The sequence below is a fragment of the Cylindrospermum stagnale PCC 7417 genome, assembly GCF_000317535.1.
GTDB lineage: Bacteria > Cyanobacteriota > Cyanobacteriia > Cyanobacteriales > Nostocaceae > Cylindrospermum > Cylindrospermum stagnale.
In genome coordinates, this window is sequence record NC_019757.1 from 6,535,751 (window position 1) to 6,548,202 (window position 12,452).

The following is a 12,452-nucleotide window of genomic DNA, read 5'->3' on the forward strand; positions in this document are numbered from 1 at the left end:
TAGCCCCTCATAATCTTAGCAAAAGGTTTTTCTTTAATTTATTGTGACGGAGAATACATAATCCTGAACTCAGAAAAATTTACCTGGCTCTGTAGTCAAGGCATTTCTACCTTAAGATGGTCATAATTGTGGTAAAGAAATGTAAAAATTAAGTCAAGATAAACTGCGATATTTTGTGAAAAAATATATTGATCAGCTATGAGTCTAAATAGCCCACTGGAGATTTCTCGTTGTTTCCTGGCATCACTTTCAACACAAATGTTTCGCTATCATGAGGATCGGATTCCCCATGATGCTAGCGTTTTGGTAGTGAGCAATCACCGTAGCTTTATGGATGCACTGGTTTTAATGGCGGCCCTGTCGAGTCCGATTCGCTTTGCTTGTCATCACTATATGGGACAAGTTCCAGTCATGCGGGAGATTGTCACCAAACAATTGGGGTGCTTTCCCTTAGAAGAAACGAAAAACCGCCAGCAAAGCTTTTTTGTGCAGTCACAGATGCTGTTGCAGTCTAGGCAAATGGTGGGGGTGTTTCCAGAAGGAACCCAACCAATGGTGAAATTTACTCAGCCGGACATGGTGGGTGAATTTCAGCGGGGATTTGCTCATTTGGCATTGCGCGCGGCTGTACCGGATTTGGCAATTTTACCAATTGCGATCGCATCTCTAGAGGAGGTTAACACCCCTGGTTTCCCTTTGCGGCTATTGAGTTTATTTGACCCGAACGAACCTTTATTTAATCAACCTGGTTTGCATCCCTTAGTCGTCTATCGTCGGGTGGCGGTGTTAATCGGTCGTCCTTATTGGATTACACCTCAACATCAGCAAAAATATCAAGGGAAACAAGCAAAACATGTGGTTAATGAACTCACTGAACACTGTCATGGAGAAATTGCTAAATTACTGCTTCAAGGTTGTTATTAGTCTATTTTTGACCCAATTTTCCCAAATTCTCTTTCCTTACAAGAACTGCTTTCAACTTTTTGATGAGACTAATTAATTTTTACATTAAGGTACTTAATAAACTTTTTTGCTATATACTGTCCAGTATATCAGACATTTCAGTGAAATTTAAAGATGCCGAAAATTCTATTTACGCCTAACGAATCAGAAGCATATGATACCAAGCCTGTCTGTTTTAAGGTGAGACAAGGCGTCAGGGATAAACTCAGAAATGTTCCTAAATGGCAAGAACGTTTTAGAGAATTAGCAGATACATTGATTAGAGAGTATGAAGGCGGCTAAAGCAGGCAACGCGGTGCTCTGGGGTAAGTTGTCGCAACTAACGTTCGCTGGTGTGGCTTTTCCTTCCCTGCTTAAATGACGAGCTACATCAGACTGAAAAGTATAAAATCTTTACAGGATAAATTAGATAAAACCAAAAAACTTGAAATTATATTTTATATGTCTGAAGTTCAACTGAAGCCATGTTTCCTGACTCCTCAACGAATACAACTAGAGTATCCGCTGTTTGTGTATTTGCCAGGAATGGATGGAACTGGTCAATTATTGCGATCGCAAACTGCTGGATTAGAAGCTGGCTTTGATGTCCGTTGTTTGGCGATCCCCCGACAAGACCTCAACACCTGGGATGTCCTAACTAACAGCGTATTGGACTTGATCCACGCGGAATTAGAAAAAAGCTCCCAGCGTCCTGTTTACCTATGTGGTGAGTCCTTTGGGGGTTGTTTGGCGATGAAAGTTAGTACCCAAGCACCACACTTATTTAAGCGAATTATCCTGATTAACCCAGCTTCTAGCTTTCAACTCCGCCCTTGGTATAATTGGGCATCACAACTAACTGATTTTGTGCCAGCTTATTTTTATGATGTCGGCGCCCTGGGGCTATTACCGTTTCTCGCCTCTTTGGTACGGATGTGTCGCAATGTTCGCCATGAACTACTAAAAACTATGCGTTCCGTGCCGCCAGAAACCATCAACTGGCGGTTATCTTTATTGCGAGAGTTTCAGGTGGATGAAGATCAGTTACGTAGCCTGACTCAACAAGTTTTATTAATTGCCGGTGGTAGCGATCGCCTTTTACCTTCTGAGATGGAGGTGAGACGGTTAGTTGAGATTATACCCAATTCCAAAATGGTGGTATTACCTGATAGTGGACACGCTTGTTTGCTGGAGGAAGAGACTAACCTCTATGAAATTCTCAAGAGTCAAAATTTTTTAGAAAGTAATGCGCCGAAAGTTCAAGAATTAGAGGTGAGGGGATAAACAAAGTAGCGTCTAACCTCATATCCAGTTTTTTACTTCAGTATCAGTCAATATTTTTCCAATCTTCCGAGATTCACTTTCAGCGGCTACCTTGAGATGTTTCATCATCACAGGCTCGTCAGCATCAGCTGCTAAAAAGGCGGCATTCAAAGCGATGTTGCGGATATTACCACCAGATACATTTAACCGCCCCAAAGTAGCGTAATTTAATTCCTGAATTGGTACATTTTTAGGAAAGATTCGCCGCTAAATTTCTGTACGCTCTTTGACATCAGGGAAGGGGTAATTGATAACAAACTGGATACGGCGCAAAAAGGCATTATCCAGGGAGTCTTTCAAGTTTGTAGTCAAAATTGACAAACCTTGATAAGTCTCCATTCGCTGCAATAGATAGCTGACCAGGGAACATTTCTTTTCTCCTAAAGGAAAGCAAGTTACTACTGTTGCTAACCGTAGTCGAGATCAACATCTCAAGTTACTGAGAAAGGGTGATCGGCGAATAGTGACGGAAGCAGAGTTTAACATTTTTATGCAAATTATGAAAGATTTATGGAATTTCTAAAGATAGAAGATAGACTTTCCAATATCTCAGCAGACCTAGTTGAGTATGAAGAAGTATTTCTCAAGCGACTTTTCCATGAACCCTCTGGTAAATGGCTAGACTTAACCTTGATATGCAGTGGTATTGCTCAAATTGAGCATCAACTTGAACAGTTAAGAGAGTCATTTACAGGAAAAATTGTAGTCACTTGGTTGGATTACCCAAGCTCTGAATCTGAGAGTTGTTACTGTCTGATTATGTTCTTTGCAGAAGACTTATTTTGGAACAATATTGCAATTTACAACAAACAACTCTTTTTGGAAAAATCTACTTAAACACCCAAGAAGAAATTCAGTTATAAACGAAGTTAGGTAAATCATCAGCAGAGAAACCTATGCAACTTGAAAACCTCTGGAGAGAAGATGAAAGTAAATTTTGGCTACCAATTTTGTCTCTGCCGACTTTACATTGGGCAAAACCTTTTCTTTCTATTTTGGAATTACCAAATGCACTAATTGAAAATTTAGATGTCTGGATAGCTATTTATGAACGGGCGGTTATTGAATATAAGACACGCTTACAGAAACGTAACTCTACAATCAATATTCATCAAGAGGAGAGTGAAATTGTACCGTTGGTAGTTACCAATGCACTATTTGATCTCGCTCAACAACTTGGACAGGATGTTGCTATTAAATTTGAGCAATGGGTAAGGTGGCAATTCTTCTCTGAAGAAGTTAGTTCAGCCCTTGAGATATGGGAATTAATTTTACGTTATGTGTGTCGCCGGGCAAATTTTCATAGTAATCGAATATCTCCCCCTGCTGCACTAGTTCCAATTCTCCCAGATATTGCCAATCTGGTGAGTTCGGAGCGGCGTCATGAAATTGAGTCTGTATTAGAGCATACTGTCTCACCTTCAAACTACGAGAACCTTCAAGATGCTGAGATGCTAGAGTTTGATGAGGTAACATTGTTTTCTAGAGCGATTGATCAAGCATGGACGCTGAGAGCTTTGCAAATTATTGCCGAAAAACTTAATGATCAAGAACGCTCAGAAGTAGTTACTTGGGCGCTCTCTCAAGCTGTAGCGATGAAACTTAAGAACGCACAGGACAAAATATGTGGCGATAAATATTTAAAAGTTGAACCACTTTGTTTTAATGTTCCCTCAGTCTTTGACTTTCCTCAACCAAACAATCCAGCCTCATCAGGTAATTGCACAAGTTACCCAAACCACTTTTGCACTTAAAATATTATCTATATAGACTCACTTAATCGAAGTTTCTTATGAGCATCAGTCTCACACCTAACCAAGAACGCTTTATTCAAACAAAGCTCGAAGCTGGGAAATACCAATCTGTAGAGGAAGTTCTAGAAATCGCCCTACGATTGCTGGATGAGTATGATCGTGCTGAAACTGAATGGGTCAGGGATGTACGGGAAAAAATTGATGCGGCGATAGTAGTTTCAGAACAGACAGCACCGATTGACGGTGAGATTTTTGTCAATCAAATTTTAGCTCGATTTAGTCCGAGGGAATAAAACATTTATCCTCTCTGGCAGATGTCTTGCCCCTGACTTTTTCGCTACAACCAAAAGACAGAGGCTTTGAGGTCAGTTTTGAACAATGGCAGACAAACCCCAAGCAGAAAACGGAGTGAATACATCAGATAATTCACCCCAAAAGCATACTCCATCACATTTAGAGACTTTTACCAATACAGTAGCCACAGTGGGAGAAGCAATTACCCAAACGGGTAAATTTATTGTTGATGCAGCTGTTGGGGTGGGGGTTGAGGCGGCTAGACAAACACATAGATTAATTGAGCAAACAACTCATACCACGGGAGAGGTTGTCAACAACCTCGGCGAAAATTGGCTAATTCGCAAATTATCTGGTGTATTAAATCTAAATTGGCTGATTCACCCTGCTGAGAATGTTGATTTAGAAAAAGCGGCGGCGTCGGTGAAAACTCTTAAGCAACAGTATCCCCAGGAGTCACCCAGCCAAATTGCTCACCGGATTATGGTGGAGAAAGCAACCAAAGCAGGGGGAATTGGGTTCGCAACGAGTATTTTACCGGGAGCAGCGGTGGCGTTGTTGGCGATTGATTTAGTAGCAACGACAGAATTACAGTCAGAAATGCTTTATCAGATTGCTGCTGACTATGGACTAGATTTAAAAGATCCTAGCCGTAAGGGGGAGATTTTAGCAATTTTTGGTTTAGGCTTAGGCGGTGGTCGTTTGCTGAAAGCGGCAGGATTGGGTTTGTTGAGAAATATGCCTTTTGCTGGTGCAGCGATCGCAGCGAGTTCCAATGCAACGATGATCTATTCATTGGGATATGCTGCTTGTCGATTTTATGAAGCCAAGCTAGATACAGCAACTTCGTTGACGGATGAAGAGACACTGGCAACTTTAAAAGCAGAGAGTGAAAAATATCTAGAAATAGCGATCGCGCAACAAGCAATCATGGATCAAATCTTAGTTCACATGATCCTTGCCAGTCATCCAGAAAAGTCCTGGGAAGACATTTTGCCACAGTTGCAGGCTATCAACCTTAGTTCTAACTCATTGGCGGCGATCGCCCAAAACATCAAGTCACCTCAGCCTTTAGATACACTACTCAATCAGCTAAATCGTGATTTTGCTATACCTTTGTTAGCTCAGTGTGAAAAAATTGCCCAATCAGATGGAGAAACTACACCAGTTGAGCAAGAAATCATCACCAAAATAGCTAGCAAATTAGTCATTAGTCATTAGTCATTGGTCATTGGGAAGAGATTAGGAAAAATTGCCCCCTTATCTTGTCCCCCGCCCCAGTTGCTTACTCCCCATGAAAAAAGATTTTTAAGCAATACTGGTACAAGAAGGTTGGTTTACAGAAGATACAAAAATGACGATTCGACTTAGTGATACGCCTTTATTAGAGTGGGCGGGTGATACTTTAGCAGTTGGCTTATTTGAAGATGCAGTAGAGTTAACAGGCGATTTAGCGGCTTTGGATCAGAAGTTCGCCGGAATTTTCAAAGAACTGATTGCTGAAGAGGAATTTACAGCTAAAGCCAATAGCACCATTTTTACGCGGGTGGGTGCGGTCAACCAAGTTAAGAAAGTGATTTTGGTTGGTTTAGGAAAACCAGAAGCGCTGAAACTAGATACCTTGCGCCGCGTCGCTGCTGCGGTGGCGAAGGTTGCCAAAAAGCAAAAAACTAAAACCTTAGGAATTAGTTTACCACTATGGAATAACGATCCCGCAGCTACGGCTCAAGCGATCGCTGAAGGTGCACAACTGGCACTTTATCAAGATAATCGCTTTAAGTCAGAACCTGAAGATAAAGGGCCACAAATCGAAACCATAGATTTACTGGGATTAAGTGGACAAGAAGCAGCCGTCACCCGTGCCAATCAGATTGTTTCTGGGGTAAATTTGGCCCGGCAGTTGGTAGCCGCCCCAGCAAACGCGGTAACACCGATTACCTTGGCAGAAACAGCCCAAGCGATCGCCACTGAACACGGTTTGCAAGTAGAAATTCTGGAACGGGAAGACTGTGAAAAGCTAGGCATGGGTGCGTTTTTGGGAGTCGCCCAGGCATCTGATTTGCCACCAAAATTTATTCACCTGACTTATAAGCCAGAAACAACAGCCAAACGGAAATTAGCAATTATCGGTAAAGGTCTCACCTTTGACTCTGGTGGACTGAACATTAAAGGTGCTGGTAGCGGCATCGAAACCATGAAAATAGACATGGGTGGGGCTGCTGCTACCTTGGGTGCGGCTAAAGCGATCGCCCAAATCAAGCCAGATGTCGAAGTACACTTTATTTCAGCAGCGACCGAGAACATGATTAGCGGTCATGCCATGCACCCTGGCGATGTTCTCACAGCCTCTAATGGCAAAACAATTGAAGTGAATAACACCGACGCTGAAGGACGTTTAACCCTGGCAGATGCCTTGGTGTATGCCGACAAATTGGGATTAGATGCGATCGTTGATTTAGCCACCCTGACTGGTGCTTGCGTCGTTGCCTTGGGTAACGATATTGCTGGTTTATTTACACCCGACGATGCTGTAGCTTCGCAGTTAGAAAAAGCAGCTGAAAGTGCCGGGGAAAAAATTTGGCGTCTACCAATGGAAGACAAATATTTTGAAGGGCTAAAGTCTGGCATCGCCGACATGAAAAACACAGGTCCCCGTCCTGGTGGCTCGATTACAGCTGCCCTTTTCCTCAAGCAGTTCGTCAAAGAAACCCCATGGGCACACTTAGACATTGCTGGCCCAGTTTGGGAAGATAAAGAAAATGGCTACAACGGGCCAGGTGCGACAGGCTTCGGGGTACGAACATTGGTCAACTGGGTGCTGAGTTAATTGGCTCTCGGCGTTATCCAGCCGAAAAATCAACTTCAACAGACCGCCCTACAGGGCGGTTTGACTGTACAAAAATTATCTTTCATCACAATAACCCACAAGATTCGCCTGTCTTATTTGACACTAACACAGATGCAATTTCTAGGATTATTGGGGGATACTTATGCTATCTTGGACTAGTAGCCAAAACCTGTACTTAATAAAAGACAGGCAAAATTTGGGATTGAGAAAGTTAAGCTTTTTCGGCAAAGCCATCTGGTAAAATTTGTAAGGTTTCTTTGAGCTAGGAGCAATGGGATCTACTGGCGTACGGATCGCAATTGACGCAATGGGAGGGGATCACGCACCCGGTGAAATCGTAGCTGGCGCACTGCGGGCACGGGAAGAATTGGGTGTGAAAGTCTTGTTGGTAGGTGATTCCCAACAAATTGAAGCTGCCCTGCCGCCAAAAATTAACCTGGCGCAGGTGGAGATAGTTTCGGCTGAGGAAGCGATCGCGATGGATGAAGAGCCTTTAAGCGCCGTTAGACGCAAACCCAAGGCTTCTATCAACGTAGCGATGGATTTGGTGAAGAAACAGCAGGCAGATGCTGTATTTTCCGCCGGTCACTCTGGGGCAGCTATGGCAGCGGCTTTACTTCGCTTAGGACGCTTGCCGGGAATTGACCGCCCAGCAATTGGGACAGTTTTTCCGACAATTTTAGCTGGCAAGCCTGTGCTGATACTTGATGTCGGCGCAAATGTAGACTGCCGTCCTAAGTTTTTAGAGCAATTTGCCGTCATGGGATCGGCTTACAGTCAGTGTGTCTTGGGTACAAACGAACCCAAGGTAGGTTTATTGAATATTGGGGAAGAAGACTCGAAAGGCAACGATGCCGCTGTTCGTGCCCACCAATTGCTACGCGAAAATTCCCAAATTAATTTTATTGGCAATGCCGAAGGGCGTGACGTGCTTTCCGGTAACTTTGATGTGATAGTCTGTGATGGTTTTACAGGTAATGTGTTATTGAAATTTGCCGAAGCAGTCGGAGGAGTGATTCTGCAAATTTTGCGGGAAGAATTACCCCAAGGCTTGCACGGTCAAATTGGCACAGCACTGTTAAAACCAAACCTCAAGCGGGTTAAGCAACGGATGGATCATGCAGAACATGGCGGTGCCCTGCTTTTAGGTGTTGCCGGAGTTTGTTTTATTGGTCACGGTAGTTCGCAAGCACCTTCAGTTTTTAATGCCATTCGGATGGCAAAAGAAGCTGTTGACAACAAGGTGCTACAACGAATTCAGTCTCAATATCAAATCCTACAAAGTGAGAGTGGTTAGCATTCATCTAGAAGACGAGCAATCAACAGCTAAATTATAGTCATTGGTCAGCGGTCAATGACCAACGACTAATGACAAATAACCAACGACCAAAAGCTGATAACTGATAGCGAGTGAGATTAGGAGTGCAAAATTTAGGCGTAGCAATTATCGGAAGTGGCTCGGCCCTACCTGCGACTTCCGTGGACAACCAGGCACTGAGCGAAGTAGTTGAAACCTCAGATGAGTGGATCATCACGAGAACAGGAATTAGTCAAAGACAGTTAGCACTACCAACAGAATCCTTAAGCGGGCTTGCAACCATTGCCGGCAATCAAGCGCTCGCCGCAGCAGGACTTGAAGCATCAGACATCGATCTGATTCTACTGGCAACATCCACCCCTGATGATCTGTTTGGCAGTGCTTGTCAAGTTCAGGCTAAATTGGGAGCGACCAAAGCAGTAGCCTTTGACTTAACAGCTGCCTGCTCTGGTTTTCTGTTTGGACTGGTAACGGCAGCCCAATACATTAGAACAGGTGTTTATCAAAATGTACTTTTGATCGGGGCAGATATCCTCTCTCGTTGGGTAGATTGGGAAGATAGGCGGACTTGTGTACTATTTGGCGATGGTGCCGGGGCAGTAGTGTTGCAGGCGAATAAGAGCGATCGCTTACTAGGTTTTTCACTTAAAAGCGATGGCACTCAAAACCACTATCTCAACCTAGCCTACAATCCTTCTGCCCAAGAACTGATTCCCGGCGTCAGTGTTGCCAAAGGTACATATATGCCCATTACGATGAACGGCAAAGAAGTCTACCGGTTCGCCGTCCAACGAGTGCCAGAAGTCATCGACAAAGCCCTATTTCAAGCTAACCTCAGTGTTGACCAAATAGATTGGCTACTATTACATCAAGCCAATCAGCGGATTCTCAATGCTGTGGCCCAACGCCTAAATATTCCAGAGCATAAAGTTATCAGCAACGTCGCCCATTACGGCAACACCTCTGCCGCCTCCATCCCTTTAGCTTTAGATGAAGTAGTGCGGCAAGGCAAAATTAAACCCAATGACATCATTGCTACATCCGGTTTTGGTGCTGGTCTGACTTGGGGCGCAGCAATTTTTCAATGGGGAAGATAGGAATTGGGTAATGGGTAATGGGTAATGGGTAATAGAAATAGACCAATCACCAATCGCCAATTACCAATTAGCAATTACCAATTAGCAGTCAACCACCCATCACTAATCGGAGTACCGATATAGTGAAGGCTTGAAAGAGCCTAGTTGACCAGCTTAAGTACTTCGAGTACTACGTTTTGAGCTAGAGTTAAAGACCTACCAGGGGATACGTAGCCAGTTTCCTGCACTAGAACCGAACTATTAAACATCTTTACAAGGGTTAAGGAAGTGTAGTTTGGATAGTTACCGACTCAAAACATTAGCGTTCGCGCAGCGTGCCGGAGGCTTTGGCTAACATTACCCGTTCGCGGAGTATGGCACCAGCCATAAACAGGGACAAGATGTCCAAAATTTTTGTAATTGATACAGACAGGCAACCATTAAATCCAATCCACCCAGCACAAGCAAGGCAGTTATTACGAAACAAAAAAGCAGCAATTTTTAGACGGTTTCCATTCACTTTAATCCTGAAAGAATCTCGGACTAATTCGCCTTCATCCCCGCTGAGATTAAAAATTGACCCCGGAGCCAAACATACAGGAATTGCATTAGTTAACGATTCTACTGGCGAGGTGGTTTTTGCAGCCGACCTTGAGCATAGAGGTTTTGCCATCAGAGACTCTTTAACCACTAGAAGGCAGTTAAGACGGAGTAGAAGAAACCGGAAAACTAGATACCGTCAACCAAGATTTATGAATAGAAATCGTCCACAAGGATGGTTAGCACCAAGCTTACAAAGTCGAGTTGAAAATATTAAAACCTGGGTAAATAAGTTAGTCAAATTTGCACCAATAGAAGCGATTAGTCAAGAATTAGTCCGCTTTGATATGCAGTTAATAAGTAACCCAGATATCCAGGGTAAAGAGTATCAACAAGGTACTCTTGCGGGTTATGAAACTAGGGAATTTCTATTAGAAAAGTGGAATAGGCAATGTGCATACTGCGGAGTGAAAGACGTTCCTCTTCAAATAGAACATATTCATCCCAGAGCAAGAGGAGGTTCTAATTCAATCACTAATCTCACCTTGAGTTGTGAGAAATGCAATAGAAAAAAAGGGACTAAAGATATTAAAGAATTTCTCCAGAAAGACCCATCTAGATTGGAAAAACCCATCAAACAAGTAAAACGACCATTGTCTGATGCCGCAGCAGTAAACACAACTAGATTGGCATTACTATTCGTCTTAAAATCAACTGGATTACCAGTAGAAATAGGTTCAGGAGGTTTAACAAAATTCAATCGGAGCCAGCTAAAACTAGAAAAAAGCCATTGGTTAGATGCGGCTTGTGTTGGCAAATCAACACCTGTTCTCAAGGTTAAAGGTATCAAAGATTTGTTAATTAAAGCTAATGGTCACGGGACACGCCAATCATGCCGGACAGACAAATTTGGCTTTCCATCTCGCTATGTACCGAGATTCAAGTATGTTTTAGGTTTTCAAACTGGAGATATTGTTAAAGCCATTGTCACTAGGGGCAAAAAAATCGGTGAATACATTGGACGAATAGCAGTCAGGACTAGTGGCAGTTTCAATATCTCAACCCAGAGTTGTCTAGTTCAAGGAATTAGTTACAAGGCTTGTAAACACATTCACAAAAAAGATGGCTACGAATATGGAAAATCAAGGATTTAGAAATTACTCAACTGTTTCTCTCACGGTTTCTGCTATGCAGAAAAATTGTCAGGAAACGTTGAGTAATTTCTCTCCCATTTCTCCCGACACTAATCGGAGTACCGATATAGTGTGGGTTTCCTGGGAGGTTTAGATGACTAAAACTGCATGGGTGTTTCCCGGACAAGGTTCGCAAACACTGTTCATGGGAATGGACTTATTGGATATACCATCTGCTAAAGAAAAATTTGCCCAAGCTGAGGCAATTTTGGGCTGGTCTGTAACAGAAATCTGTCAAAGCGATGCCGAAAACTTATCACGTACCCTCTATACTCAGCCAATTCTTTATGTGGTAGAAAGCATTCTCGCTGATTTAGTTCGGGAACGAGGAAACCAACCAGATTTAGTTGCTGGTCACAGTTTGGGTGAATACATCGCCCTTTACGTCGCGGGTGTCTTTGAATGGTCTACTGGGTTGCACTTGGTCAAGCGTCGGGCTGAACTCATGGATAATGCCGCAGGTGGGATGATGGCGGCTTTAATGAACTTTGACCGCGAACAGTTGTTCATGGCCATTGCCCAAACCCCTGATGTTGTGCTTGCAAATGACAACAGTCCCGCTCAAGTGGTAATTTCTGGCACTCCTGACGGTGTACACGCGGTAATGACCCAAGTTAAGACCAAGCGGGCAATTGTCTTAAAAACTTCGGGAGCATTTCACTCACCCTTAATGGCAGCTGCGGCGACAGAATTCCAAGAAGTGCTTGAATCTGTGGTATTTCAGCCAGCTACTGTACCAGTTTTATCTAATGTTGAGCCAGTTTCCTCAGTTGATGCCGAAATTTTAAAACAGCGCCTCAGTAATCAAATGACGGGTTCAGTACGTTGGCGAGAAATTTGTCTACAATTACCAGCAAATGGCATTGAGCGAGTAGTGGAAATTGGCCCTGGTAACGTGCTAACTGGGTTGATTAAGCGCACTAGCCCCGGCTTAATATTAGAAAATGTTCGCAATGCTGCTGAGTTGCCTGCTTAGTCCAAATTAATTTAAAGGAATTAACATTTGAAAGCGTGGCTATCAGGAAAGATCTGCCACGTTGTTTTTTGAGATTTTGTTGGCGCTGGAAAACTATATGAGCGCAGGACGAATATTTATTCGGTCGTAATTTTGGTGTGGATTTTGCAAGCGTATTGGTATAAGTTGCGATCGCACTAATTGTATTC

General features: G+C 43.2%; 13 protein-coding genes. 12 read left to right on the plus strand and 1 reads right to left on the minus strand.

Features of this window, described 5'->3' with window-relative positions; translation table 11 throughout:
* Nucleotides 1-198 precede the first annotated feature (198 nt).
* From CYLST_RS27640 to CYLST_RS27645, 3 genes are all read left to right on the plus strand, one after another.
* Nucleotides 199-924: a lysophospholipid acyltransferase family protein gene (locus CYLST_RS27640; RefSeq protein WP_015211038.1), complete on the plus strand. Its 726-nt coding sequence runs from the start codon at nt 199-201 to the stop codon at nt 922-924.
* Nucleotides 925-1,077: 153 nt separating this feature from the next.
* The gene (locus CYLST_RS35310) at nt 1,078-1,245 is read left to right on the plus strand and encodes a hypothetical protein (RefSeq protein WP_015211039.1); all 168 of its coding nucleotides are present in this window, start codon (nt 1,078-1,080) and stop codon (nt 1,243-1,245) included.
* 159 nt (nt 1,246-1,404) lie between these two features.
* Nucleotides 1,405-2,226, plus strand: coding sequence for an alpha/beta fold hydrolase (locus CYLST_RS27645; protein WP_041233963.1), 822 nt, complete (start codon nt 1,405-1,407; stop codon nt 2,224-2,226).
* 18 nt (nt 2,227-2,244) lie between these two features.
* On the opposite strand, the gene CYLST_RS36600 is transcribed toward CYLST_RS27645, so the two are convergent.
* Nucleotides 2,245-2,421: a hypothetical protein gene (locus CYLST_RS36600; RefSeq protein ID WP_216595226.1), complete on the minus strand. Its 177-nt coding sequence runs from the start codon at nt 2,419-2,421 to the stop codon at nt 2,245-2,247.
* Nucleotides 2,422-2,775: 354 nt separating this feature from the next.
* Between CYLST_RS36600 and CYLST_RS27650 the strand changes: the two genes are divergently transcribed.
* The 9 genes from CYLST_RS27650 to fabD all read left to right on the plus strand — a co-directional run bounded on the left by CYLST_RS27650 (nt 2,776) and on the right by fabD (nt 12,264).
* Nucleotides 2,776-3,102, plus strand: a complete 327-nt coding sequence (locus CYLST_RS27650; protein ID WP_015211041.1) for a hypothetical protein — start codon at nt 2,776-2,778, stop codon at nt 3,100-3,102.
* Between the two features lie 59 nt (nt 3,103-3,161).
* Complete coding sequence (locus tag CYLST_RS27655; protein ID WP_015211042.1) at nt 3,162-4,019, plus strand: hypothetical protein; 858 nt, start codon at nt 3,162-3,164, stop codon at nt 4,017-4,019.
* Between the two features lie 38 nt (nt 4,020-4,057).
* Nucleotides 4,058-4,312, plus strand: a complete 255-nt coding sequence (locus CYLST_RS27660; protein WP_015211043.1) for a ribbon-helix-helix domain-containing protein — start codon at nt 4,058-4,060, stop codon at nt 4,310-4,312.
* An 85-nt stretch (nt 4,313-4,397) separates the two neighbouring features.
* Entirely contained in the window at nt 4,398-5,534 is a 1,137-nt protein-coding gene (locus CYLST_RS27665; protein ID WP_015211044.1) for a hypothetical protein, read from the plus strand.
* A gap of 133 nt (nt 5,535-5,667) precedes the next feature.
* Nucleotides 5,668-7,140 (plus strand): leucyl aminopeptidase, encoded by a 1,473-nt coding sequence (locus tag CYLST_RS27670; protein ID WP_015211045.1) that lies wholly within the window; start codon nt 5,668-5,670, stop codon nt 7,138-7,140.
* Nucleotides 7,141-7,432: 292 nt separating this feature from the next.
* Entirely contained in the window at nt 7,433-8,458 is a 1,026-nt protein-coding gene (plsX, locus tag CYLST_RS27680) for a phosphate acyltransferase PlsX (protein WP_015211046.1), read from the plus strand.
* A 125-nt stretch (nt 8,459-8,583) separates the two neighbouring features.
* Nucleotides 8,584-9,576 carry a beta-ketoacyl-ACP synthase III gene (locus tag CYLST_RS27685; protein ID WP_015211047.1) on the plus strand — a complete coding sequence of 331 codons (993 nt, stop codon included), beginning with the start codon at nt 8,584-8,586 and terminating at the stop codon, nt 9,574-9,576.
* Nucleotides 9,577-9,956: 380 nt separating this feature from the next.
* A complete protein-coding gene (iscB, locus tag CYLST_RS27690) occupies nt 9,957-11,249 on the plus strand; it encodes an RNA-guided endonuclease IscB (protein WP_015211048.1) in 1,293 nt (430 codons plus the stop codon).
* Between the two features lie 133 nt (nt 11,250-11,382).
* The gene (gene fabD, locus CYLST_RS27695) at nt 11,383-12,264 is read left to right on the plus strand and encodes an ACP S-malonyltransferase (RefSeq protein ID WP_015211049.1); all 882 of its coding nucleotides are present in this window, start codon (nt 11,383-11,385) and stop codon (nt 12,262-12,264) included.
* Nucleotides 12,265-12,452 lie beyond the last annotated feature (188 nt).

Coding starts and splice junctions, on each gene's coding strand:
- CYLST_RS27640 (WP_015211038.1), top strand. CDS start 199: ATGAGTCTAAATAGCCCACTGGAGATTTCTCGTTGTTTCCTGGCATCA.
- CYLST_RS35310 (WP_015211039.1), top strand. CDS start 1,078: ATGCCGAAAATTCTATTTACGCCTAACGAATCAGAAGCATATGATACC.
- CYLST_RS27645 (WP_041233963.1), top strand. CDS start 1,405: ATGTCTGAAGTTCAACTGAAGCCATGTTTCCTGACTCCTCAACGAATA.
- CYLST_RS27650 (WP_015211041.1), top strand. CDS start 2,776: ATGGAATTTCTAAAGATAGAAGATAGACTTTCCAATATCTCAGCAGAC.
- CYLST_RS27655 (WP_015211042.1), top strand. CDS start 3,162: ATGCAACTTGAAAACCTCTGGAGAGAAGATGAAAGTAAATTTTGGCTA.
- CYLST_RS27660 (WP_015211043.1), top strand. CDS start 4,058: ATGAGCATCAGTCTCACACCTAACCAAGAACGCTTTATTCAAACAAAG.
- CYLST_RS27665 (WP_015211044.1), top strand. CDS start 4,398: ATGGCAGACAAACCCCAAGCAGAAAACGGAGTGAATACATCAGATAAT.
- CYLST_RS27670 (WP_015211045.1), top strand. CDS start 5,668: ATGACGATTCGACTTAGTGATACGCCTTTATTAGAGTGGGCGGGTGAT.
- plsX (WP_015211046.1), top strand. CDS start 7,433: ATGGGATCTACTGGCGTACGGATCGCAATTGACGCAATGGGAGGGGAT.
- iscB (WP_015211048.1), top strand. CDS start 9,957: ATGTCCAAAATTTTTGTAATTGATACAGACAGGCAACCATTAAATCCA.
- fabD (WP_015211049.1), top strand. CDS start 11,383: ATGACTAAAACTGCATGGGTGTTTCCCGGACAAGGTTCGCAAACACTG.